We start from the raw sequence: 23,439 nt of genomic DNA, 5'->3' as shown, positions 1-23,439 counted from the left end.
GAGGTCAATGGGGTGCCGTGTTGCTTTTAGGTTCCGGAACCGGTGCCGGCCGCCTCAGTGGCGGTGTTCGTGGTCCGGGTGCGAGGGGTCGCCGGGATGCTCGTGCCCGTGCGCGTACACCACGTCCGCGCGCGCCAGATCGAGCCACGAGAAGAAGGCACGCCGGCCCGCCGCCTGCCTCAACTCGCCCTCGATGCCTGCCTTCACGTGCTCGTACGGCAGGAAGTCCGCGTCCGTCGTGGCGCCGAAGGGGTCTACGCCGGACCGCAGGGCGTCCACCGTCAGGAAGCGGTCCCGGTTGTGCTCGTAGTACTCCCGTACGGCGGCCTCGGGGATGGCCTGGCGGGCTTCCAGGTGGGCGAGGAGGGTTCGGGCGGCGGGGGAGTAGGCGAGGGCCACGGCGACGATGCTGCCCAGGCCGGCCACGGCCGCCTCCGGCACGGGGCCCAGGGTTCGTGGAGTGTCGGGTGGGGGCAGCCCCCGTTCCTTGCATGCCCGTTTTGCCAGTACGTCGGCCACGACCACCTGTGTTGCCCAGCGGCGGCGTTGTCGTTCCGTGGAGGGGGTTGTGTTTTGGCTGCGGGCCTGTGGGGGCTGGTCGCGCAGTTCCCCGCGCCCCTTTCGGGGCGCCTCACCTGGGCGCTTGCCATCCCGCGCCGGGACCGCCGCCAGGACCGCCTCTACCTCCTCCCGGGGTATCGGCTCGCCGCGTACGAGGGCGCAGGCGCCCTCTGGTGGGTGTTCGTGCTCCTGCTGGTTCATGGGGTCACCTCCAGGACCACTGCCTCCGTGTACGCCACGCAGCCGTGCCAGCCGGCCTTCGCCATCAGCCAGTACGACCCCGGTGCCAGCGCGGCCCCGTCCACCTCGATCCCGCACTCCACCGACTCCCCGGCCGGTACGGCGAACCCCCGCACCCCGGGCCCGACCCCCGCCCACGTCCCCCACGAGGACACGGCCCACAGCGTGCCGTTGATCTCCCCGAGGGTGGTGTTGCGCAGGCTCACCGGGACTCGTGCACGCTCTCCGCGCCGCACGACCACCCGGTCAACCCCTAGCTCTGTCACCAGAGTTGGGCCGGTATGGCCGCCCGGCACGTCCAGGGCCACGGCGTCCTCGTACACCTGACCGCCGTACGGCAGGCGGGCGGTGAGCCAGTGGCGGCCCGGCGGCGCGTCCGGGGGCGGGGTCACCGTGACCTCGGTGAGGGTGAAGCCGGCGGGGCCGAGGGCGTACGGCAGTTCGGCCGGTTCGGCGGTCCAGCCGGGCGGGACGCCCAGGGACAGCGTGCCGGAGACGGGCGAGTCCGTCAGCTCGGAGCTGACGCGGACCGTCGCCGTGACCGGGCCTGAGGCGGTGAGGGCGGTGGGGGAGAGGAAGACGGCCACGGGCAGGTTGCCGCGTGGCGCCGGGCCGGAGTTGTGCAGCCAGTAGCGGGTGTGGACGGGCTGGGCGGGCTCGTACGCGTCGACACCGGCGCCCGGGTCGACAGCCACCGCCCCGGCGGGAGTCATGAGTACCGTCGCCACCTCGAAGCCGGTCAGGTGGGTCCCGAGGGTGCCGTCCGCGTCCGGGACCAGCGGCTCCCCGGGCCTCTCCAGTACGTCGGCACGGGCGCCGTCCGTCCAGGCCACCGGCCCGCGCACCCGCGCCGCCGTCGACCGGCCGTTGACCTCGTGCATCCGTACGACGACACCGCGCCCCGGATCGGCGGGCGCCACGCTCCCGCGCGCGAGCGGCGAACCGACCGGCTTCAGCGCGTCGAGCAGCACCTCACCGGCGGGTTCGAGGCTCAAGAGGGTTGTGGTGCGCGGCAGACTGCCGGCCCCCGATGACTGCTGCCGCAGCCGCGCCCGCAACGGATGGTTGTACGCGTGTCCCGCCTGCGGCAGGCGCAGCTCGCGCCAGTCGCCCGTGCCGCCGAGGACGGCGTACTCGAAGGTGTGCGACCAGCGTTGGAGCTGGAAGGCGGAGCCGTCGGGGGTCGTGCGGCGGGGCGGGTCGACCCAGATGCCCGACGGCCAGCCGGTGCAGGAGCGCATCAGGGACATGTAGAGGTCGCCGGACGGGGTGACCACGCAGCCGGGTGTGCCCCGGTTGAGGACGGCGAAGCCGGTGCCGTCCCAGGTGTCGCCCGGTGGCAGCGCCTCGCCGCCACCGGCCGCCGTGGCACTGACCACGGCGTCGCCGAGGTCGGCGATCAGCGCGTCCACCGCCTTGGCGTCGTCCTCCGGGCCGTTGCCCGCCACCACGAGCAGCGGCAGCCGTTCCAGATCGCGCAGGTCGGCCCCGGGCACCCACTCCTCGCGCAGCCCCGCACGCGGCGCGACCCACACCGACGCCACGCCCGACTCGGCGAGCTGGCGCCGGAGTTCACGTCCGGCGGCCGGGTCCATCGCGAGGGCCTCGGCGACCACGGAGTTGCGCTCGGGAGCGCCGACGGCGATCCGGATGTCGGGGAGGTTGGAGTCGACTTCGAGGTCGCCGTAGCGCTGACCGCCCGCGATCGTCGAGGTGGCCGTGACGCCCACGCGCACGAGCGCGGCGGCGAGTTCGGCACCGAGTTCGCCCGCCTCGGCCCAGGACGGGTAGATCAACTCGGCGACACCGATGGCCCGTTGGCCGAGGAGCGCGCCGGAGTCGTCGTGCACGGCCACCCGGGCCGTCGTCCCCAGCCCGAACCAGTTGTTGGCCGGGTTGTCGAGCGTCCAGGGGAACTGCTCGCTGTCCACCTCCACGAACCCGAACCCGCGCCCGATGACCGCGTCCGCCACCTCGTGCACGGGCAGCCCGCCCTGGACGTTCGACGGCCAGCGGACCCGGATGAGGCGGTCGGAACCGTCGTACCCGTCGATGGTGGTCGTGAGGTCCAGCCGGTCGACGCCCTTCCAGAGGGTCAACTGCTGCGTGTAGGTGAGGAGTTCGCCGAGGGGTGCGGTGACCGTGATGCGCGATCCCGCCGCCGAGTGTTCCACCTTCACCGAGGCCGTCACGTCTCCGCTGCGAGCGGCCGTCGTGCCCGTCGGCGTGAGATGCCAGGGTCCCTCGCCGAAGCGCGGGTGTCTCGGGTACTCCTCCTGGACGACCAGTTCGTTGCCGATGTCGCCGGTGCGCAGCAACTCACGGCCACCGTCGGCGAGTTGGCGCAGGCTGCTGACGCCGCCGCCGCGCGCCGGGTCGACCGTCACCTCGTAGAACTCGTTGCGGATGGTCGTCGGTCCGTCCACCGGCGTCCACTCGGCGACCGTGCCCTCGGCGAGGGGGAGTGCCTTGAGGCCGAGGCCCGGCACCTCCGGTACGACCACCCGCAGTTGACCGTCCGGCTCCCGAACTGCGGCCAGTGGCAGGCCGGTTGTCTCGTCGACGGGGACGAGTCCGTCGGGGAGGTCGGTGGTGAGGGTGTCACGGCGTTGCCAGGTGGCGGAGTTGAGGACGACGAGGTCGGGGCCGCCGCCCGGCAGCGGGGTGATGCGGTCCGCGAGGGCCTGGGTGGCGTCGGCGTGCACGGACTCGGCGAGGTCGTACAGCTCGCGCCAGCCGGTCAGCAGGTCGATGTAGACCTGGTCGGACTCGGAGCCGGTGATCGCGTCGTGATGGGCGCCGTAGACGAGCTGCCGCCAGGCCTTGTCCAACGCCGCGTCCGGATAGGGGTGTTGGGTGACGAGGGAGGCGAGTGTCGCCCAGGCCTCGGCGTCGGCGAGGAGTGTCTCGCCGTACCGCTGGGCCTGCTTGGTGTCGATGTACGAGACGTCCTTGCCGGTGTAGATCGGGTTCATGTCCCGGGTCTGCGGCGACGCCTTGCGTCCCTCGGCGTCGAGTTCGGCGCGTACGGCGGCGAAGAAGTCGCGGGGGATCGCGGAGACGAAGCGCGGCCAGACGTACCGCTCGTTCCAGTCGCGGTGGATGGCCATGACCCAGCGGCAGGGCGGCGCGTAGTCGCCACCGACGGGGAGGGGGACGTTGCGGGTGAGCGCGACCTTCTTCAGGCCGGTGAAGAGCTTGAGGGCGGCGGCCTCCGCCTCCGGGAGCGTGGGGGCGTTGTCGATGGCCCAGCCGGCGCCGTAGTGATTGACCATGTAGGCGGTCAGCAGTCCGCGTCCGGAGGGGGCGATCCAGTCGAACTCGGCCTGGAACTGCATGCGTTGGGGGTCGCGGGGTGCTTCGCCGAAGACGGAGAGGGTGGGCCCCCACTGGTGAAAGGGGCCGCGTGCCCAGGAGCTGGAGGACAGCCCCGCATCGGCCATCAGGCCCGGGAACTGGGGGTCGTGCCCGAAGGCGTCGAGCTGCCAGGCGGTGTGCGGGTCGGCGCCGAGGATCCCGCGCTGGAAGCCGTCGCCGTAGAGGGCGTTGCGGACGGTCGCCTCGGCGCCGGTGAGGTTGGTGTTGGGCTCGTTGTACGTCCCGCCCATGATCTCGACGCGCCCGGTGCGCAGCAGCTGCCGCAGGAAGGCGCGCTCCTCGGGGAACGCGTCCCAGTAGGGCTTCAGGTAGTCGACCTCGGCGAGCACGAAGGTGTACGCCGGGTCGCGCCGCGCGAGGTCGATGTGCGCGCGGACGAGGCTCATGCCGGACTGGCCGCGGGAGTCGAAGGTACGGGCGGGCAGCCCGGAGGTGGCCGGATCGTCGGCGACGTCCCAGGTCTCGGTGTAGGCGGCCTGGGTGTTCCACCAGACGGGGTCGTAGTGGAAGTGGCTGACCATGAACATCGTCCAGCCGGGCTCGGCGACGAGGAGGCTGCCGGTGAGCGAGGCGTGCTCGGCGGGGTCGTCGGTGTCCTCGGCGGTGACCGTGATGTGGGTGCGCTCGCCGGGGGACAGGTCGCAGAGCACGGGTATCTCGGCGCGGAGGGTGCCGTCGTCACCGACGGTCGCGAGCGTCTCCCCGTCGCTGCGGACACCGGGGCCGTCGACGGTGAGACGGACCGCACGGCCGGCGGTGTGGCCGATCTCGGCGGTCACCACCTGACGCGGGTGCTCGGCGCTGCCGACGAACAGCTCGGTCGACTCGACTGAGGTGACGCGCATGGGTCTCCTACGAGGCCTACGAGGGAAACGAAGGGAACGGACCGGGATCCGGAGGGTGCCATCGTGGCACCGATCGGATGGTTCAAACAACCATCTTCAAGTTTCCTTGGTGGTTCATCCATGCAAAAGCCGCCCCCGGGGATGTCTCCGGGAGCGGCTTCTGTCTGGATACCGGTTGGTCAGCGGGTGCGGCGGGACTTCACCGCGTGCTCCCTGGCGATGTGGTCGGTGAGGGCGAGGGAGGCGCTGGCGCGCTGGTAGGAGAGCTGCGCGACCCGGACGTACAGACAGTCGATGAGGACGAGCACGGAGTGCCGGGCGCCGATGCTCTCGGTGCGGAAACTGGTCTCCGAGGAGGAGGAGATCAGCCGTACGTCGGCGGCGCGGGCCAGCGGGGACTTCGGGTCGGCGGTGATGGCGATGGTGGTGGCGCCGCGCTGCTTGGCCAGTTCGAAGGGCTCGATGGCCTCGCGGGTGGAGCCGGAGTGCGAGATGCCGATGGCGACGTCGGCGGGGGTGAGCAGGGCGGCGGAGGTGAGGGCGGCGTGCACCTCGGTCCAGCCGCGCACCTGGCAGCCGATGCGGAAGAGCCGCGTCTCGGTCTCCTGGGCGACCGCGCCGCTGCCGCCGACGCCGTACACGTCGATGCGCCGGGCGCGGGCGGCTGCCTGCCCGGCACGCTCGATGGAGTCGAGGTCGATCCGGTCGATGGTCTGCTGAATGGCCCGCAGATCAGCGCTGCCGACGACCTGAACGACCCTCTCAAGGCTGTCATCAGGGGAGATGTCGGGCCCGATCTCGGCGGTGCCCCAGTCGGAGACCTCGCCGCGTCCGCGCTCCTGGGCCAGCTCGATGAGCAGATGCTGGTAGGAGTCGAGGCCGATGGCACGGCAGAACCGGGTGACCGTGGCCTGGGAGGTGCCGGTACGGCGGCCCAGCTCGGCGGCCGAGCAGTGGGTGACGGCGGCGGGATCCTCGAGGATCAGCTCACCCACCTTCCGCAGGGAGCCGGCGAGGCGCGGCAGTTCCGTACGGATGAGGGTGGTGACGTCGGTCGGGGGCATCCCGTTGCCGGAGCCGGTCCGTTCCATGGGGTTACCGATCTCCTCGGCGCTGAGCGTGTGTGTATGTACTGGTGGTGACGAATGTATCAGCCACCGTCTATGGGGCAGATTGAATTCCAGGACCAGGGGGCCGCCCTGGCTGGTGGCTGCCGATGGCTGCCGAGGCCTTTGCTCGTGGCCCGTTGCTCACAGCCCGTACACTGTGATTTATTGATTCACCGATAGAGCTAGAGCGGGTGGTTTCATCCACCGGTGGGGAGTACCGAGTGTCCGTCGAGTCCGTCAGTGCCCAGGGCTTCGTGCGTGAGAGCCGGGCCGTGCTCGACCGCATCACCGGGTCGGAACCGGCCCGGGAGTCGGTGGCCCGCGCCGCCGAACTGATCGCGGACTGCATCCGCGCGGACGGCGTGATCCAGGCCTTCGGTACGGGTCACTCCCAGGCCCTCGTCCTGGAACTGGCCGGCAGAGCGGGCGGCCTCGTCCCCACCAACCGCCTGTCCATGGCCGACCTGGTCCTGTACGGCGGTGACGACCCCAGCGCCCTCGACGACCCCCTGCTGGAACGCAAGCCGGGCATCGCCGAGCGCCTGTACGACCTGGCCGCCCCGCAGCCGGCCGACCTGTTCGTGATCATCTCCAACTCGGGCGTCAACAACGTCATCGTCGAGATGGCCCTGCGCGCGAAGGAACGCGGCCACAAGATCCTCGCGATCACGTCCCTCACGCACACGCGCACGGTCCCGGCGGGCCACAGCAGCGGCAAGAAGCTGGCGGACATCGCGGACGTGGTGCTGGACAACGCGGCCCCGACGGGCGACGCGCTGCTGGAGCTGCCGGGCGGCGGCGCGGTGTGCGCACTGTCCACACTGACCGGCGTGATGCTGGTCCAGATGGCGGTCGCGGAGACGGCGGCGGTGCTGATCGGGGCGGGGGTGCGTCCGCCGGTGTACGTGTCGGCGAATGTGCCTGGGGGGTTCGAGGGGAATCTGGGGCTGGAGCGGCATTACGGGGACAGGATTCGGCGGCCGGCCAGCTGAGGAGGCCCGGGGGCGGGCCGGAGGCCGGGGGCCGGGGGCCGGGGGAATCTCGTGGTTCTCCCTTCCACTCAACCTCGGCTACTCAACTCAACCTCGGCTACGGGAAAAGCAGTTGCTGAGCCGGCATCGGTCATGGACGATCCCGGACCGTGACGACACCTGCCGAGGAAGCCCGCCCCGACCGCCCGCTCGCCCTGGTCACTGGGGTGGGCCGCACCGTGGGTATCGGTGCTGGGATCGCCCGTCGGCTGGCGGCGTCGGGCTGGGACGTCGCCTTCACGTACTGGACCCCGTACGACGCACGGATGTCCTGGGGCACCGAGCCGGGCGCGACGCGGGCGATCACCGAGGAGCTGTCCGTGCTCGGCGCCGCGAGCACGGCGATAGAGGCGGACCTGGCCGATCCCGATACTCCGACGCAGATCTTCGACGAGGTCGAGCGCAGAATGGGCGGCGGTGGCGCCGGTGTCACGGCGCTGGTGCTGTGCCACTGCGAGTCGGTCGACTCGGGCCTGCTCGACACGACCCTGGAGAGCTTCGACCGCCACTTCGCGGTCAACGCCCGCGCGACCTGGCTACTGATCCGGGAGTTCGGCCGTCGCTTCACGGCGCCCCCGGGAACGGGCCGGATCATCGCCCTCACCAGCGACCACACGGTGGGCAACCTGCCGTACGGGGCGAGCAAGGGGGCCCTGGACCGCATCACGTTGGCGGCGGCCCACGGACTCTCCCACCTGGGGGTGTCGGCGAACGTCATCAACCCCGGCCCGGTGGACACCGGTTGGATGACGGAGGAGGACAGGGCGAACGTCCTGCGCCACACCCCGCTGAGCCGCCTGGGCACCCCGAAGGACACGGCCCGCCTTGTCGACTTCCTGTGCTCCGAGGAGGGGGAGTGGGTCAACGGGCAGTTGCTGATGAGCAATGGGGGGTTTGGGTGAACCTGGGACGGGGGCGGTGTGCGGTCAGTTCCGGATGATGGCGAGGGCTTCCACCTCCAGCATGAGTTCCGGCCGGTACAGGGCGGCCACCTGTACCGCCGTACTGGCAGGCGGGCGCGCGGTGTCGATGTGCTCGTCGCGGGCGATCCGTACTTCCGGCAGGACGGCCACGTCGGTGACGTAGAAGGTGAACTTGGCGACGTCGGCGAACGTTGCGCCGCCCGCCGCCAGGCAGCGCCGCAGGTTCTCGAAGACCTGACGGGCCTGGGCGGCGGCGTCGCCCTCCCCGACCACGTTTCCCTGCTCGTCCAGTGCGACCTGCCCGGAGATGACGACCAGCCGGCCCTCGCCCACCACCACATGGCTGTAACCGTTCCCTGGGGCGACCCCGTCCGGCGGAACGTGGGTGAGCACGGCCTTTTCCGACTCTTCCGGCTCGTTCGACACAGGCGACCTCCACGAACATCAGGTGACGGGGCAACTGTATTTGTGCTCACTGACCGCTGAATACGGTGGAGGGGCCCGGTCGAGTGAGAGGACGCGAGGACGTGGATGTGTACGAGGCCGTGGACAGTCGCCGGGCTGTGCGGGCGTTCAGCGATGAGCCGGTGTCCAAGGAGATACTCGAACGAGTGCTGACCGCGGCGACGCGGGCTCCGTCGAGTGGGAACCTCCAGCCGTGGCATGTGTTTGTCGTGACCGGCGGGCCCTTGGACAGATTGAAGAGGCGCACTACGGCCAGGGCACTGGCGGGAGACCCGGGTGATGACCGGGAGTATCCGATGTACCCGGCCGAACTGAACTCGCCGTATCTGGACCGTTTTTCCGCCGCGGCCTCCCAGCGGTACGAAGCCCTGGGAATCGAGCGGGACGACCCCGACAGACCCATGAAGATCGCCGCCTTGAACTCGGAGGCGTTCGGGGCACCGGTCGTCCTGTTCTGCTACCTCGACCGGACCATGGGGCCCGGACAGTGGGCTGACGCGGGGATGTACTTGCAGACGGTCATGCTCCTGCTGAGGGCGGAAGGGTTGCACAGCTGCCCCCAGGTCATGTGGACCATGTACCACAGGACCGTCAGCCAGACGGTTGGAGCCGATGACGGGCTCGTACTGCTCTGTGGTGTCTCGGTGGGGTTCGAGAAGGAAGGCGCGCCACGGCTGCGTACCGGCCGGGCGGACATGACGGAAACAGTCAGCTTCATCGGGGTGTGAGCAGCGCTCGGTGAGTCTTCCCGACGAAATGATCTCGTGAGGTGACCGACTGCCTCAGTAGCCTCGGGCCCCATGGGCATTCAGATCGACGTAGTGGCGAGTTACCCGATCGACGACGAGGTGGAGAGGGTCCTGGGGCTGGCCGAGGCGGTTGGCGAGCCTGTCACTGTCACGTTCATGTGGGAGGGGCGTGAAGAGGCGGAGCGCGCGGTGCTGGTGCCCGCGGCCACGCTGGCGCTCTGGGAACACTGGGCCCCCACCGCCTACGCGAGAGGTGGCGTCGCGGACGAGAACCGGGCTGTGGCGGAGGAGCCGGAACTTGCCCACCCGGCGGAGTTCGGCGCGTTCACGCTCTTTCGTCGTCGCGCGGGAGGGCGCACGGCGGTCGCTCGCAAAGGCGTGGTGGTCGCCGAGCTCCTGGACCCCGACGAGGCGCACTGGCTCCAGGAGACGGCCCGCAATGTCCGCCAGGGCTTCATGGATCCCAAGCAGAAGGCTGCCTTCGAGGAGTTCCTTGCCCGGCAGGCATCCCTTGATGAGCAGTGACGCGCCGACTCGTGCTTCGTGGCTGGGTTCGAAGCCTTGCGCGGCTGAACGTTCGCTTCTGCCCGCCTGCTGTGTCCCTCACCGCTGAGATGGCTTCGGGAGTCAGGTGAACGCCGAATCCTTCGAGGCCGGAAGCGCCCGCCCCAGGCGTGCGAGCGGGGACACGGCCATCACCACCGGGGACAGCATCATGGCCGCGGCCGTCATCAGGAGGCTGGTGCGCAGCCCCCGCTCCTCCGCAATCGCGGCCGCACGGCGACCTGGAGATCGCGGTGCCCGCGGCGGGATTCCCGGAGATCCGGCGCCGCTTCCCCGAGTGCGTGTTTGACGCGGTGGGTTCGGGGCGGGTCTGGCCGGAGGCGGGAGCCGAGGCGCCGGCGGCCACGCACCAGACGTGGCTGCGGGATCCGGCGAGCGGGCGGTTCTTGTTCGACGTCTTCCGCGAGCCGCACGACGGCGGAACATGGATCTGTCGGCGGGACGAGTGGCTGCGGCTGCCGTACGACAGGATCATCGAGCGAACGGCGGACGGGATCCCGTATCTGGTACCGGAGTTGGTGCTGCTGTTCAAGGCCAAGGCGCCACGCCCCAAGGATCAGGCGGACTTCGCCGGGGTGCTCCCGCTGCTGGGTCGGCCGCAGCGGGATGCCCTGAGCGAGTGGCTGGAGCTCGTTTACCCCGGGCATCCATGGCTGGCGAGGCTGGCGGGATGAGGATCCGGGGGCCTACAGGGGGATCAGACCGGCGGCTGTCGGCCGGAAACCGCAGGCCTCGAAGTAGAAGGAGCGCAGGTGCTCCTCGAAGTCCACGTGGAGCCACTCGCACTTGGCGGTACGGGCGTACTGCGCGGCGGTGGCGATCAGCGCGGCGCCGATGCCCTGGGAGCGATACCGCCGGGCCACGACCGTATCGAGGACGAAGGCGTGAACTCCCCCGTCCCAGGCGACGTTGACGAACCCGACGAGGGAGTCACCGTCCCAGGCACAGACCCAGCCGAGGCTGTGCCGCTCCAGCCGTGCTCGCCAGTCGACGTCCCCGGGCGAACCGCCGAAGCCTTCGGCGTGCAGGGCGTTGAGGGAGGCGTTGTCGAAGTCGCCGCGCCACTCGTACCTCGTCGTCACGCGGTCTCACCTTCATGATTCTTTGCGGCGGTACGACGACCGACCGTGCTCGTTCACGCACCTGCGGTGGCTTGATCGGAGCAGTACCCTCGAAATCATGGCAGAGCACTTGGGGGACAGGTTGAAGCGGCTTCGCCGCGTGGCCGGTCTGACGCAAGAGGGCCTGGCGGAGAAGTCGAACCTGTCCGTCGACACGGTGAAGAAACTGGAGCAGCGGCAACGGCACTCCGCGTCGTTGCCCACGCTTCACGCCCTGTCGGGGGGCCTCGGGGTCGAGCTGACCAGCCTTCTCGGTGACCCGCCCGGAGTGCCCTCGAACGGGGAGGCCGATCCGCCTCAGCTGGTCGCCCTGCGTCGCGCGATCATGCCCCCGATGTTCGCTCCTCCGCCAGAGCCGTCCGGCGTCGAGAAGCTGACACTTCCCCTTCTCCGCAAGGAGATCGCTGCCGCGTGGACTCTCTACCACGACGCAGAGTTCGCGGCCCTGATGGAGGTTCTGCCGGGCATCGTCAACGATGCCCGGTTCGCTGCGGCTGTGGGCAGCGGTGATCAACGGGCAGAGGGCCAGGCCGCGTTGGGGAAGTCTCTTCAGCTCGCCGGTCATCTCGCCATCCGTCTCGGGAAGACCGATCTCGCGTTGTCCGCCCTCGAACGGGCCATGAACGCGGCCGACGACTCCTCGGATCCCCTCTTGGGAGCCATGGTGACCAACTCCGTGGCGTGGAACTACCAACGGCAGAACCGGCTGGGGGACGCCGAACACGCCGCCGTGTACGCGGCTGATCGCGTGGAGCAGGAGAACAGCTCGACGGCCGAGGGCGTACGCGTGTGGGGCGGGCTGGTCATGTCGGCGGCCACCAGCGCGGCCCGCAGCGGCGACTACGGCAAGGCCTCGGACATGATGCAGACGGCAGAGGACGCGACGAGGCAACTGGCGAAGCTGCCCCCGCCGGTCGACGGGAAGATGGTGAGCGTCTTCAGCCGGTCGTCAGTGCGCATCGAGCGTGTCCGTCTGGCCGTGCAGCACGGTCGTCCCGATGAAGCCCTGAGCCTGGCCAAGGGGATGCGGCTGAGCGCGGACACTCCGCCCTCGTGGCGTACGTGGCTTCTCCTGGACGTCGCTCGGGCACACACCGACCTCGGGGACGCCGAGGGGGCGGTGAAGGCCCTCGAACGGCTTCACCGGATCGCACCCGCATGGATGCGACACCACACGCTGGCCGTGGCCATCGTGACGGATCTATGGGCCGGTCCTTACCGTCCGCCGGGTCTGCGGAAGCTTGCCGAATTTCTGGGTGTGGCCGGCTAGGACCGCAAAAGGGGACACGGCGTCCCTGTCGTCGCACGTGCTCCGGCGGAATCATCGCCCCTGTCAGCGAGTCTGAGGGGCGAACGATGATCAGGCAGAGTCGACACAACGCGGCTGAAGCGCGCGAGGCGGTTGCCCGTGCTGAGTTAGTCGGTTCCGAGCACAAGGGCACCTTCTGGCTCCTTGTGCCTGAGTGCGTCCCACGGGAGTTCGCTCCTCCAACTCGCCCCCTCATACACCGAGTCGAAGCCGGACTTCGCCGTATGGCCTGGTCATGAGCGGGCCGGAGACATCGGTCGGTACCCCGGTCCTGTACGCACCCGCACCCCGATTCATGACGGCCCCACCGAAGCCTCGGGCGGGTCGCCGTGGCAACGATCCGGGGAAGCCGAACCTTGTTGAATTCCTGAACCGGCTACCGGGTTACTGTGCCGCGTGTGCAGGGTGGCGCGAGATCTGGTGTCCGCACTGCTGCGGCTTCGATGGGTGTGCGAGTTGCGCGTACACGTTTCGCGTTCGGTGTCCGACCTGCGCGGGCGGAGACGCGGAGCCGATCCGATGGTGAGGTTCGGTTGAGCGTGCGGGCCGTGGCCCCGTAGGGCCCGTAGGGAGTGTTCCGGAAATTGGGGTGCCGGAACCGCGCACCCATCCCTACCCTCGCCCCATGCGCCCCGAATCCGCCCTGCTGAACGTCATCGACGTGGAAGCCACCTGCTGGGACGGGCAGCCGCCGCCCGGTTCCGTGAACGAGATCATCGAGATCGGGCTCACCGTTGTGGACGTGTCCGAACGGTGTCGCGTGTCCCGGCACCGGGTCCTGGTTCGGCCTGTCCGGTCGGTGGTGAGTGACTTCTGTACTCAACTGACCGGACTGACACAGGCCGAGGTGCAACGGGGCGTCAGCTTCGCCGAGGCGTGCCGGGTTCTCGTCGAGGAGTACGGGGCCGGGGAGCGCCCCTGGGCGAGCTGGGGCGAGTACGACCGTCGGCAGTTCGCCCGGCAGAGTCAGGCCGACCGGGTGGCCTACCCGTTCGGGTATCCGACGGAGCGCACCCACACCAACGCCAAGGCCGTGTTCACCGCGGCCTACGGTCTGCGCAGGAAACCCGGCATGAGTCAGGCCCTCCAGATCGCCGGACTGCCACTCGAAGGACGCCATCACCGGGGTGAGGACGACGCGTGGAACATCGCCGCACTCGTCCTCGACCTGGTGGGGCGCGGGGCATGGCCGGTCACGGACGTGGTCGTCTGATGCCGTGACCGGATGGGTCGACCGTGGTGTGATCCCCCTGACATGGCACCGGAGCAGACTTGCGTGACCATGATGTGGGTCGCGTCGGTCCGGGCGCTGTCTGTGTCAGTGGTACCCGCTACATTCCCGGGATGGTCGAACTGGACTCCCTTCCCGCCACCCGTGACGCCTACGATGCCGTCGCGACGCGCTATGCACAGGCCTTCGCCGACGCTCTGCGCGAGCGGCCGTTGGAGCGTGCGCTGCTCGCGGCGTTTGCCGAGTCGGTGCGCGCTGGTGGTGAGGGCGAGGTGGCGGATCTGGGCTGTGGACCCGGGCATATCACTGCTCATCTAGGGCGGTTGGGGCTGCGTGCCTTCGGTGTCGACGCGTCGCCCGCGATGATCGGGCTGGCTCAGGAGGCCAACCCGGAGTTGCGGTTCGAGGTGGGCTCGATGGCGGCGCTCGACATCGCGGACGGCGCGCTGGGCGGGGTGCTTTCGCGATCCTCGATCATCCACATCCCACCGCAGGACCTCCCGACCGTGGTCGTGGAGTTCGCCCGGGTCCTGGCCCCTGGCGGTCACCTGCTGATCAGCTGCTTCGCCACCGACGGCTCCGCGATCCCCACGCAGTCCTTCGACCACACGGTGATGACGGCCTATCGCTGGTCGCCCGACCGCCTGGCGGGGCTGCTGCGTGATGTCGGCGTGAGCGAGATCGCCCGGGTGCTGTGCGAGCCGAAGCCCACCGACAAGCGGCAGTTCCAGGAGCTGCACTTGCTGGCAGCCAAGAACTAGTGCTCCGACCAGTGGCTTCGCCGAGCTGGTGGTACCGCCAGTTGGATGGCCTGTGTGGACCCTCGGTGATCAAGGCCAGGTCCGGTCGAGGCCGCCGAGTCGTACGGCATACGCGGCGGGGCCGCCCTTCTCGACGGCCCGGAGGATCGCGCTGCGATGTGTGTCGAGTCGCTCCACCATTTCCAGGGTGCGGAGTTGCTGGTTGTCGAGGTAGAAGAGCACGGCGGAGCGCTCTAGGACAGGTTGGATCTCCAGGTCCCGTGTCTTGATACGGCCGTCCTTCGACAGCGGAACCCATGACCGGTCGAGCCCGTACGAGATCCACTCCTTGTCGGGAATGTCCTGCGCGTCCGCCGGGAAGACGTCGACGATGCGGTGCACCGCCCAGCCACGCTGCCGCAGTTCCTCCGCGACGCGGCGTCCCAGGTTCCGGTCGAGGAAGAACTCAGGCGGCAAGGCGCACCACTGCGTGGCAGAGCGAATCCACCTGCTCGGGCGTCATGTCGTACTCGTAGGCGATGTCCTCGACGTTTTCACCGGCCTCCCAGAGGTCCGTGACGGCCTTGACCGTGACGCGGTTGGCGGCGATGACCGGCAGCCCGTGGCCGAACCGGGGGTCGATCACGACGGGCACCGACTCCCCGTACTGCTTCAGCCGCAGGCTCGCCGGGTAGTCGTCCTCGCCTTCCCAGGTCAGGTAACGGAGATAGCCGGCCACCACCTCGTGGATGGGGGCCTGGCCGTCGCGGGCGCGCCTCAGATCCCCGAAACCGTGCTCGACGAAGATGTCCACCCCGTCCGTCGCGATGCGCTTCGAGACCAGACCGTAGGGAGTGTCGAATGCCTTCCGTACGGCCGCGGCGGCCTCCCGGATCTCACTCATCCGCAGGCCGAGCGAGCGCAGGGAACGTAGTACGTGGGCCTCCGCCACGGCGATGAAAGGGACCGAGGGCTGCCCGTTGCGGATCGGCTCGACGCGGTGGACGAGCGGTGCGCCCGCCGCCGTGCCCTTGAGCCAACTGGTCAGCGTCGACAGTGGGACCTGCAGATGGGAGGCCGTCTCCGTGGGCGTCAGAAGCCCGTCATTGAATCGGTCAACCATGATCCTCCTCCCGTTGGTCCGAGGTTCCGCATGCTTGCATACCCGGCTCGCCGGGTGTGCGCCATGACGGTTCACCTCCGTCACGCGCCGTGCCCTGGTGCCGGTCCCCCGAGCCATCAAGCCGCCCCCGCCGTCCTGCAGTCCCGGCACGCGGAAGGCTCCGCCGCCCGGAACGCCCGTTCGCAGCCGTCGCAGGTCTGCCAGGGGAGGGTGAGCGGCAGGGGTGTGACGGGTGGCATGGCGCTCGGCGGCGCCGGAAGCGGCGCCTCGCGCAGGCGGAACGCCAGTACGCGTGCCGGACGGGCCCGGAAGTGGGCGGGGAGGCCGGTGGTGAGCGCCCCGGTGATCTCCTCGGGGCGGAGACCCTGCGCCAGCCATTCCGTGACCGCCGGGGCCAACTCGGCGACCTCGCTGCGGGACAGAACCAGCCTGCGGTCGACGATACGGAGCGAGGCGAGGATGACGACGGCCTGCGGGTCGGCTTCGTCGAGGTCAAGTGGGGGAGTGGGCGGGAGACTTGGGGGAGGTGTGGCTTCCGTGGCCGCCTCAGCTCCAGGAGCAGAAGCAGGCACAGCTCCAGGAGCAGGAGCAGGCGATGCTCCTGGCGTGCTCGTCTCGGCGGGCTCGTACTTCCTCGGCCGGGTGGGCCGCGGAGGAGGAGGGAGGGGCGGCTCGTCACCGGCGTCGCGCGGTACGTCGTAGAAGAAAGTCTGCGTACGTACCTTTCCGTTCGGCCCCCTCACCCGGCGCCGTTCCAGATACCCCGCCGCCTCCAACTCCCGCAGCGCACGCGAGATCAGGATCTCGCCCTCGTCGAAGTGGGCGCAGAGGGCGGCGATGCCGATGGGGGCGCCGTCGGGTACGGAGAGGATGTAGGCCGCGACGCCGATGGTGACCGCGCTGCCGCGCCGCTGGGCGAGGGGCGTTGGCGATCACGGTGAAGTCGGCGGTGAGGCGGGTGCGTACGTGGATCACGCCCGACATCGGCATCGGGATCGGCATCGGGACCGGGGAGTTCGATGCTGCCGGTGCACCGGCGTTGGCGCACGAGGGCGCGTTAGACTGCGTGCCAGCCATTGGGAAGGTGTTGTCTTCCTGAGTGGTCAGGCCCTCGTTTCAGGATTGCACTCCTTGGCGAGGGCCGTCGTCTGTGTGGGGTTGTTTCCGGGAACGTAACTCCCCGCGATCGCTCACCGCAACCGAATCACTCCTGCGAGTGAACGGGGTCGCGTGTGCGGGGTCGGTCAGGGGGGAACGGGCGGGCGGAGGAGGGTAGTTGGTTCTTTACCCAGGGTTCTTTGGGAGGGCCGTGGCCACCCGAATCCCGGTCCACAAGGACCCGGTGTGACCGCAGTACCGCGCCCGCCCGGAACCCGGTCGACTCCGTTACGGTGACCAGCCCGCCAGCGATATATCCAGCCCGCCGCCGCCCAGATAACTACGAAGAGCCACCCCGCTCGTCCGCACGAACTCCCCCGGCAGCGCGTCCACTTCGACCCAGCGGACCTCCGCGTGCTTGTCGGGTTCGCGGTTCTCCGGCTCGCCCGTCCAGTCGTGGGTGGCGAAGACGACGGTGAGGTAGCCGTTCGGGGCCTGGACGCCCTGGGCGCCGTGGACGAGGTGGGCGACCGACAGGGACTCCGGCTTCACCCGTAGGCCCGTCTCCTCGTACAGCTCGCGGACCGCCGTGTCGGTGATGGGTTCGCCGGGTTCGCTCTTGCCGAGGGGGAGGTCCCACATGCCCTGGCCGAACTTGGCGTGCGGGCCGCGTTGGAGGAGGACGACTCGGCCCGCCGCCCGGTCGTGGACGATGACTGCCGCGACGAGCACTGTCATCGAACCGAGGGCCGGCTTCAGGGTTTTCGGGGTTCCGGGGTGATTGTTGGTCATGGTGCGGCGGAGTCTAGGGCGGCCCACTGACATCGGGTTCCGTGGGTGAAGCCCAGGGGAATGCTCATCGGCATGGACAGGGGCATGGGCCGGGGCCAGGGAGGGGCGGGGGCATGGGTGTGGGTATGGACAGAGCGGGGATCCTCGGAGGGCAGCTTCGTGCAGCCGAGGTGTTGATCGACCTCATGGAGGCCCGGCTTCCTCCCGTCGCCTGGTCGCTCGGGGAGGAGGCCACGCTGTACGGCATGGCCCCCTTCGCGTTGAGCGACCGGGAACAGTACGGCGTGTTCTCCCACTGGGCCGATGTCCTGGGGACGGAGCTTCGGAGCCGGTCCGGCGTGATGCGCGTGTCGCTGGACGACAGTTCCGATCCGGCCTATTCGTCAGGGCGGACCGAGGAACGCCACTGGGAGGAGCTGGAGGTGGAAGTGGTCCAGCGGGGCGTGCGGGTCAGGTTCTCCAGGAGTGTGGCACCCGGTACGTCCGCGCGGGCCCGTGTGTCCGAGGTCAGACGGGTTCCCTCGTCGGACCCGGTCCACCGTGCCCAGCTCCGGACCATGGCGGCGCTGGTCGAGCTGCTGAACGCCGGTCTGCCGTCGGCGGTCTGGCAGATCGACGAGGACAGCGATGAGCCGAAACTGTCCGGACGCCTCCCGTGGGCACGCCACAGGAAGGCCGCGGACGAACTGACCGAATGGGCGGCCTTCCTGACCACCTCGGTCCACTACGGGCGGCGCAAGCGGGCGCCGGGTCACGGCTACGACCGATGGGGCGAGGTCACCGGCAGCGCCCTCGGCGTCCCCGTCACCGTCCGGGCGTCGACGAGACCTCCTTGGCCCGTCACTTGGCAGAGGCTGCGCAGCCGTGCACTGGGGCTGAGGCCGGGGCCGGGGCTGGGACTGCGCTCGTAGCCGTGGCCGTCGCCGCCTTCGCCGTCGACCCCCGTCGCGCCCGCAGCAGCAGCGGCCGTTCGACAAGGGCGTACGACGCGAGAGCCGCCACGACCGTCGCCGCCAGGCCCGCCGGGAGCAGATGGTCGTCGGTCACGCCGAGGTCGGAGAGGAGCCGGATGACGGGGTAGTGCCACAGGTACATCCCGTAGCTCAGGTTGCGGCCGACCCAGGCCAGGGCCGCGATCGACAGCAGACGGGAGGGCCAGGAGCCCGGGACCAGTTCCAGCGCCGCGATCACCGTCGCCGACAGGACCGCGGCGACCATGAACCCGGCCGTGTACCAGACGGGGTTCCACGCGCTCGCCTCCGCGATCGGGATCTGCCAGGCGATCAGGCCCAGCAGGGCCAACGCCGGCCAGCACAGACGGTTCGCCCAGCGGCGCAGCAGCTCCAGCCGGGGGTCGTCGGCTCGAAGGCGGGCCAGGAGTACGGCGAGCAGCGCGCCGATCAGAAGCTGGTCGGCGCGGGTGTCGGGGCCGTTGTAGATGCGGTGCGCCGCCGTGGGGTCCCAGAGGGCGAGGCGCCACAGCAGCGGCAGTACGCACAGTGCCGCGACCCAGGCCAGTACCTTCCGTGCCGTGGTGCGCCGTAGGAGCAGGAGGAGCAGGAGTGGCCACGCCAGGTAGAACTGCTCCTCCACCCCCAGGGACCAGGTGTGGCTGAGAGCGGAGGTGAGTTCCGAGTACGGGCCGGCCTCTCCCGCTCGTACGAGGTTGACCACCGACACCGCCGCCAGCGCCGCCGCCGTCCACGCCCCGTCGAACAGCGGCAGCGGCAGCGCCAGGGAGAGCAGTGCCGTGACCGCGCACATCAGCAGCAGGGCCGGGCCGAGTCGTAGCCAGCGCCGCCGGTAGAACGAACCCAGGCCGATACGGCCGCTCCGGGCGTACTCGGCGATCAGCAGCCGCGTGATGACGAAGCCGCTGAGCGTGAAGAAGACGTCCACGGCCACCGAGCCGCCGGGCAGCGGACCAGGCTCCACGTGGTACACGATCACCAGGAGGACCGCGACCGTCCGCAGCCCGTCCAGCCCCGCCACCCGCCCACCACCGCGCGACGCCGACGGAAAGCCCCGGCCGCCACCGGATCTGCGCCGCGGCTCGACCGCTCGTACATGCGCGCTCTGCTCGGCGGCCTCGGTCGCCGCATCCGACGCTTCTGCCGCGTCTACCGTGCTCGGGTTGGTGGGAGTGCTCATAACGACCGCGCCTGCCCAGCCCCGGCGACGTCACACAAGTTCTTATGGTCCCCACAGCTTCGGCGCAGCTTTCCGGCCACCGCACCTCCACCTGTCCTTCACTCACGCTTCCCCCCGTCCGCTCAACCCCACGGGTCCCGCGCCGGTCTACTCTGTCGCCGCGGACAGCGGCCATGCGTGTGAGCGGAGACGAACCAGGATGAACAGCCCTACGGGAGCCCCTCGAAGAGTCGGCGGCAGCCGCACCAGGCAGCCGGGGCTGCGGGGTGCGCGGATACATCGCACACGTACGACGGTCCGGGACACCCGCGTGCCCATGCCCGCGCCGGTCCGTTCCGACGGCCGTGGCGGCGGCCCCCTCCTCTCGGAGCCCGGTCGGCGCCTCGCCGCCGGAAGTGCGCTGCTGCTCCTGGTCAGCGGTGTGATCACCGTGGGTGTGTGGTTCTGCATCACGTTCCAGACGGCCGTCACGCCGGTGCTGCTCGCGCTGCTCCTGTCGGCCCTGCTCGGCCCGTTCTACCGGCGGCTGGTCGCGATGAAGTTCAACAAGTCCCTCGCCGCCGGGCTGACCTGCGCCGCCGTGATCCTGGTCATGGGCGGGGCCGCGTACATCGTGGTGAACGCCCTCGTCGACACCGGTGACCAGATCATCGACTCGGTGCGGGACGCGGCGAAGGACCTCAGCGAGCGCTTCGACGTGGTCGGCACGTCTCTGGACGAACTCGCCGCGAACGCCAAGGACCTGCTGTCCAACTTCGGCGGCACCGCGGTCTCCGGGGTGCTGAGCGGCGTCAGCCTGCTCACCGAGATGATCGCCACCGGAACGCTCGCGATCCTGCTCCTCTTCTTCTTCCTCCGCGACTCCGACCGGGCCGTCGCCTCGCTGCACTCGCTGGCCCCGCGCGGCTCCGGCGCGACCGCGGAGGTCATGGCCCGCCGCGCCTTCCAGGCGATCGAGGGCTTCATGCTGGGCACGACGATCGTCGCGTTCATCGACGCCGTCTGCATCACCGTCGGTCTGCTGATCATCGGGGTGCCGGGCGCCGTCGGCCTCGGGGCGCTGGTGTTCATCGGCGCCTACATCCCCTACCTCGGCGCCCTCCTCTCGGGCGCGGTCGCGGTCCTCGTCGCGTTCGCGGACGGCGGGCTCACCACCGCGCTGTGGGTCCTGGGTGTGGTCGCCGTCGTCCAGGTCCTGGAAGGGAACGTGTTCCAGCCGATGATCCAGAGCCGGACGCTCCAGATGCACCCGGCGGTGATCCTGCTCGCTCTCACGGCCGGCGCCTCCCTCGCCGGCATCCTCGGCATGCTCCTCGCGGTACCGCTGACGGCGGCGGCCTTCGGGGTGCTCTCGGAACTGCGGGGGCGGTACGAGTCCGCCGGAGACCAGAGTGGCTCGCCGCTTCGCTCATGACCATGGCGACACCCCTGACGCACGACGCCGGGAAAGGAAACGCGGGCATGGAGACAGCGAGGCTACGGCTCCGGCGGTTCAGCCCGGCGGACGCGTCGGCCCTGGCGGCTTACCGCTCGGATCCCGAGGTGAGCCGGTACCAGTCCTGGGAGTCGCCGGTGCCGTCGGCGGCGGCCGAGCGGCTGGCGGCCACGCTCTCGGCGGGGGATCCGCGTGATCCGGGGTGGTTCCAGTACGCCGTCGAGAGGCGGGACGTACCGGGGCTGATCGGCGACGTAGGGGTGTGCCGGACTGACGACGGGCGGCAGGCGGAGCTGGGCTTCACGTTCGCGCCGGAGTTCCAGGGGCGGGGGTACGCCACCGAGGCGGTCGCGCGGACGGTGGAGTTCCTGCTGGTGGAAGAGGGGCTGCACAGGGTCTCGGCGGGCTGCGACGGACGGAACGTCCGCTCGGCGAAGCTGCTGGAACGCGTGGGTTTCCGCCGCGAGGGCCACCTCGTGCGGAGCACCTGGATCAAGGGGGAGTGGACCGACGACGTCCTCTTCGGCCTCCTCGCCTCGGAGTACCCGGCGCGGGGGCGCTGAGGGACGGTCACGCCGGTCACGGCCGCTAGCGTCGCGAACATGCACTACGTACACGTCGATGTCTTCAGCCCCCGCCCCTACAGCGGCAACAGCCTGGCGGTGTTTCCCGACTCCGCCGGGCTGAGCGAGGGGCAGATGACCCGCATCACCCAGGAGATGCGCCACTTCGAATCGGTCTTCCTGGCCCCCGACGACACTGATGACGACACCGATGAGTACGCCAGTGAGTACGCCAGTGAGCACGCCAGTGAGCACGCCGATGAACACGCTGGTGAACGGGCTTGGAGGGCGCGTGTCTTCGACCTCGCCGGGGAGCTCGGCTTCGCCGGCCACCCTCTCGTCGGAGCGGCCTGCGTTCTGCACGCCCTGCACGGCACCGCCGACACCGAGACCTGGCGCCTGAGACTGGCGGCCCGAACGGTCGGTGTCACCACCGAGCGCCGCGCGGCCGGCCGCTACACCGGCGTCCTCGACCAGGGCCCCGCCTCCTTCCTCGGCCGCCCGAACATTCCCGACCTGGCCTCCTGGTTCTCCCTGACCGCCGACGACCTGGACCCTGGCCTGCCCCCGGAGGTGCTCTCCACCGGCCTGCGCTATCTGGTGGTCCCCGTGCGCGGCGGCGACGCACTGGCACGCGCCCGGATCGCCCACGACCTCGAAGCCCCGCTGGCCGCCCTCGGTGCCCAGTTCGCGTATCTGCTCGACGCCACCGCGCCGGAAGGACGCCACTGGAACAACGACGGCGTCCTGGAGGACGTGGCCACCGGCAGTGGCGCGGGCTGCGCGGCGGCCTACCTGCGCCGCCACGGCCGTATCGCCGACGGCCGGACGACCGTCCTGCGTCAGGGCCGCTTCACCGGCCGCCCCAGCGAACTGACGATCAGCGCGTACGGCGAGGGGGAGGACATCCGCTCCGTCACGGTGGGCGGCGAGGTGGCGTTCGTCGCCGAAGGCCACCTCAGGGAACTGCCGGAATGACCCTGCCGACCGGCCGTCGGGACCGGCGCCGACGGCAGGCAGGGCCGAGTCCGAGTCCGAGTAGCACTACGGGACTACGCTCCGGGTCATACCGAGGATGCACAGGCCGCACAGCCCGCCCAGGATGCCCAGCCACGGGTTCCACGCGGACCGGACGACCCCCGTCCCGGCAGGCAGCCGCCGTACAGTGGCCCTGACCAGCGCCCATGGGGGACATCCATGACTGCCCCGCACGTACTGATCCTCGGCGGCACCACGGAGGCCCGCCGCCTGGCCGAACTGCTCCACACCGCCCCGGGCCCGCCCCTGACCCTGACCAGTTCCCTCGCCGGGCGGGTGGCCGGCCCCCGGCTGCCCCCCGGCGAGGTCCGGATCGGCGGCTTCGGCGGAGCGGAGGGGCTGGCCGCGTGGCTGCGCGAGCACCGGGTGGACGCGCTCGTCGACGCCACCCACCCCTTCGCCGCCACGATCAGTCTCCACGCGGCGCGTGCCGCAGCCACGGCCGACGTCCCCCTGCTCGCGCTGCGGCGCCCCGGCTGGACCCCCGTCGCGGGGGACGACTGGCGCGAGGCCGGCTCCCTGGAGGAGGCCGCGACCCTGCTGCCCACCCTCGGCCGACGGGTGTTCCTCACCACCGGACGACTGGGCCTGTCCGCCTTCGCCGCGCTCGACGACCTGTGGTTCCTCGTACGTTCCGTGGACGCGCCCGAGCCTCCGCACCCGGCCCGGATGGAGGTGCTGCTCGACCGGGGCCCGTTCACGCTCGACGGCGAGCGCGAGTTGCTGCGCGGCCACCGCATCGACGTCGTGGTGACCAAGGACAGCGGGGGAGCGGCGACGGCACCGAAACTGACGGCGGCACGGGAGGCGGGGCTGCCCGTGGTCATGGTCCGCCGGCCACCCGTACCGGAGGGGGTTCCGGTCGCGGCCGACCCGGAGGCAGCGGCGCGATGGATCACGGCCCTCCTCGACCAGCGCCCTTTCCCGGCTGCTGGCTGAACCCTGACGTGGGCTTTGCCGCGCTGTTCTTGTA

At 70.3% G+C, this 23,439-nt stretch carries 22 protein-coding genes and 1 pseudogene; 13 read left to right on the top strand and 10 right to left on the bottom strand.

The window, feature by feature from the left end; genetic code table 11:
• Window positions 1–54: 54 nt before the first annotated feature.
• From ACWDR4_RS30575 to ACWDR4_RS30565, 3 genes are all read right to left on the bottom strand, one after another.
• On the bottom strand, window positions 55–762 hold the full coding sequence (locus tag ACWDR4_RS30575; RefSeq protein ID WP_450413327.1) for a peptidyl-prolyl cis-trans isomerase: 708 nt from the start codon (window positions 760–762) through the stop codon (window positions 55–57).
• Complete coding sequence (locus ACWDR4_RS30570) at window positions 759–5,024, bottom strand: glycoside hydrolase family 38 N-terminal domain-containing protein (protein WP_450413326.1); 4,266 nt, start codon at window positions 5,022–5,024, stop codon at window positions 759–761. Before ACWDR4_RS30570 ends, ACWDR4_RS30575 begins: the two co-directional genes overlap by 4 nt.
• Window positions 5,025–5,203: 179 nt before the next feature.
• Window positions 5,204–6,088, bottom strand: a complete 885-nt coding sequence (locus tag ACWDR4_RS30565; RefSeq protein WP_450413377.1) for a MurR/RpiR family transcriptional regulator — start codon at window positions 6,086–6,088, stop codon at window positions 5,204–5,206.
• 266 nt (window positions 6,089–6,354) lie between these two features.
• On the opposite strand from ACWDR4_RS30565, the gene ACWDR4_RS30560 reads away from it, so the two are divergent.
• Complete coding sequence (locus ACWDR4_RS30560) at window positions 6,355–7,125, top strand: sugar isomerase domain-containing protein (protein ID WP_450413325.1); 771 nt, start codon at window positions 6,355–6,357, stop codon at window positions 7,123–7,125.
• Between the two features lie 149 nt (window positions 7,126–7,274).
• Window positions 7,275–8,066 carry an SDR family oxidoreductase gene (locus tag ACWDR4_RS30555; protein WP_450413324.1) on the top strand — a complete coding sequence of 264 codons (792 nt, stop codon included), beginning with the start codon at window positions 7,275–7,277 and terminating at the stop codon, window positions 8,064–8,066.
• Window positions 8,067–8,090: 24 nt separating this feature from the next.
• On the opposite strand, the gene ACWDR4_RS30550 is transcribed toward ACWDR4_RS30555, so the two are convergent.
• The gene (locus tag ACWDR4_RS30550) at window positions 8,091–8,513 is read right to left on the bottom strand and encodes a RidA family protein (RefSeq protein WP_450413323.1); all 423 of its coding nucleotides are present in this window, start codon (window positions 8,511–8,513) and stop codon (window positions 8,091–8,093) included.
• 101 nt (window positions 8,514–8,614) lie between these two features.
• Here ACWDR4_RS30550 and ACWDR4_RS30545 point away from each other — a divergent pair, with 101 nt between their 5' ends.
• The 3 genes from ACWDR4_RS30545 to ACWDR4_RS30535 all read left to right on the top strand — a co-directional run bounded on the left by ACWDR4_RS30545 (window position 8,615) and on the right by ACWDR4_RS30535 (window position 10,539).
• Window positions 8,615–9,280 (top strand): nitroreductase, encoded by a 666-nt coding sequence (locus ACWDR4_RS30545; RefSeq protein ID WP_450413376.1) that lies wholly within the window; start codon window positions 8,615–8,617, stop codon window positions 9,278–9,280.
• A gap of 72 nt (window positions 9,281–9,352) precedes the next feature.
• The gene (locus tag ACWDR4_RS30540) at window positions 9,353–9,826 is read left to right on the top strand and encodes a hypothetical protein (RefSeq protein ID WP_450413322.1); all 474 of its coding nucleotides are present in this window, start codon (window positions 9,353–9,355) and stop codon (window positions 9,824–9,826) included.
• A gap of 149 nt (window positions 9,827–9,975) precedes the next feature.
• The gene (locus ACWDR4_RS30535) at window positions 9,976–10,539 is read left to right on the top strand and encodes a hypothetical protein (protein WP_450413321.1); all 564 of its coding nucleotides are present in this window, start codon (window positions 9,976–9,978) and stop codon (window positions 10,537–10,539) included.
• A gap of 12 nt (window positions 10,540–10,551) precedes the next feature.
• On the opposite strand, the gene ACWDR4_RS30530 is transcribed toward ACWDR4_RS30535, so the two are convergent.
• The gene (locus tag ACWDR4_RS30530) at window positions 10,552–10,947 is read right to left on the bottom strand and encodes a GNAT family N-acetyltransferase (protein WP_450413320.1); all 396 of its coding nucleotides are present in this window, start codon (window positions 10,945–10,947) and stop codon (window positions 10,552–10,554) included.
• Between the two features lie 94 nt (window positions 10,948–11,041).
• On the opposite strand from ACWDR4_RS30530, the gene ACWDR4_RS30525 reads away from it, so the two are divergent.
• The 3 genes from ACWDR4_RS30525 (at window position 11,042) to ACWDR4_RS30515 (ending at window position 14,287) form a co-directional block, all read left to right on the top strand.
• Complete coding sequence (locus ACWDR4_RS30525; protein WP_450413375.1) at window positions 11,042–12,256, top strand: helix-turn-helix domain-containing protein; 1,215 nt, start codon at window positions 11,042–11,044, stop codon at window positions 12,254–12,256.
• 664 nt (window positions 12,257–12,920) lie between these two features.
• Window positions 12,921–13,508 carry an exonuclease domain-containing protein gene (locus tag ACWDR4_RS30520; RefSeq protein WP_450413319.1) on the top strand — a complete coding sequence of 196 codons (588 nt, stop codon included), beginning with the start codon at window positions 12,921–12,923 and terminating at the stop codon, window positions 13,506–13,508.
• 131 nt (window positions 13,509–13,639) lie between these two features.
• Window positions 13,640–14,287 (top strand): class I SAM-dependent DNA methyltransferase, encoded by a 648-nt coding sequence (locus ACWDR4_RS30515; protein ID WP_450413318.1) that lies wholly within the window; start codon window positions 13,640–13,642, stop codon window positions 14,285–14,287.
• 69 nt (window positions 14,288–14,356) lie between these two features.
• On the opposite strand, the gene ACWDR4_RS30510 is transcribed toward ACWDR4_RS30515, so the two are convergent.
• From ACWDR4_RS30510 to ACWDR4_RS30495, 4 genes and pseudogenes are all read right to left on the bottom strand, one after another.
• The gene (locus ACWDR4_RS30510) at window positions 14,357–14,743 is read right to left on the bottom strand and encodes a PIN-like domain-containing protein (RefSeq protein ID WP_450413317.1); all 387 of its coding nucleotides are present in this window, start codon (window positions 14,741–14,743) and stop codon (window positions 14,357–14,359) included.
• The gene (locus ACWDR4_RS30505; RefSeq protein WP_450413316.1) at window positions 14,733–15,389 is read right to left on the bottom strand and encodes a DUF433 domain-containing protein; all 657 of its coding nucleotides are present in this window, start codon (window positions 15,387–15,389) and stop codon (window positions 14,733–14,735) included. The genes ACWDR4_RS30510 and ACWDR4_RS30505 overlap by 11 nt, the downstream gene beginning before the upstream one ends.
• A gap of 116 nt (window positions 15,390–15,505) precedes the next feature.
• Window positions 15,506–16,466 (bottom strand): annotated as a pseudogene (locus ACWDR4_RS30500) (hypothetical protein).
• A gap of 309 nt (window positions 16,467–16,775) precedes the next feature.
• The gene (locus ACWDR4_RS30495; protein WP_450413315.1) at window positions 16,776–17,279 is read right to left on the bottom strand and encodes an NUDIX domain-containing protein; all 504 of its coding nucleotides are present in this window, start codon (window positions 17,277–17,279) and stop codon (window positions 16,776–16,778) included.
• 125 nt (window positions 17,280–17,404) lie between these two features.
• On the opposite strand from ACWDR4_RS30495, the gene ACWDR4_RS30490 reads away from it, so the two are divergent.
• Complete coding sequence (locus ACWDR4_RS30490) at window positions 17,405–18,190, top strand: hypothetical protein (protein WP_450413314.1); 786 nt, start codon at window positions 17,405–17,407, stop codon at window positions 18,188–18,190.
• Here ACWDR4_RS30490 and ACWDR4_RS30485 read toward each other — a convergent pair.
• Window positions 18,120–19,430: an acyltransferase family protein gene (locus ACWDR4_RS30485; protein WP_450413313.1), complete on the bottom strand. Its 1,311-nt coding sequence runs from the start codon at window positions 19,428–19,430 to the stop codon at window positions 18,120–18,122. The genes ACWDR4_RS30490 and ACWDR4_RS30485 overlap by 71 nt on opposite strands.
• A gap of 316 nt (window positions 19,431–19,746) precedes the next feature.
• Between ACWDR4_RS30485 and ACWDR4_RS30480 the strand changes: the two genes are divergently transcribed.
• The 4 genes from ACWDR4_RS30480 (at window position 19,747) to ACWDR4_RS30465 (ending at window position 23,405) form a co-directional block, all read left to right on the top strand.
• Window positions 19,747–20,844: an AI-2E family transporter gene (locus ACWDR4_RS30480; RefSeq protein ID WP_450413312.1), complete on the top strand. Its 1,098-nt coding sequence runs from the start codon at window positions 19,747–19,749 to the stop codon at window positions 20,842–20,844.
• Between the two features lie 47 nt (window positions 20,845–20,891).
• The gene (locus tag ACWDR4_RS30475) at window positions 20,892–21,428 is read left to right on the top strand and encodes a GNAT family N-acetyltransferase (RefSeq protein WP_450413311.1); all 537 of its coding nucleotides are present in this window, start codon (window positions 20,892–20,894) and stop codon (window positions 21,426–21,428) included.
• Window positions 21,429–21,467: 39 nt separating this feature from the next.
• Complete coding sequence (locus tag ACWDR4_RS30470; RefSeq protein WP_450413310.1) at window positions 21,468–22,406, top strand: PhzF family phenazine biosynthesis protein; 939 nt, start codon at window positions 21,468–21,470, stop codon at window positions 22,404–22,406.
• A 219-nt stretch (window positions 22,407–22,625) separates the two neighbouring features.
• Window positions 22,626–23,405, top strand: coding sequence for a cobalt-precorrin-6A reductase (locus tag ACWDR4_RS30465; RefSeq protein ID WP_450413309.1), 780 nt, complete (start codon window positions 22,626–22,628; stop codon window positions 23,403–23,405).
• The last annotated feature ends 34 nt before the right edge of the window (window positions 23,406–23,439 follow it).

Source organism: Streptomyces sp. NPDC000878, assembly GCF_053599695.1.
The sequence above is the reverse complement of the archived record's forward strand: the minus strand, read 5'-3'. Positions and strand labels throughout refer to the sequence as shown.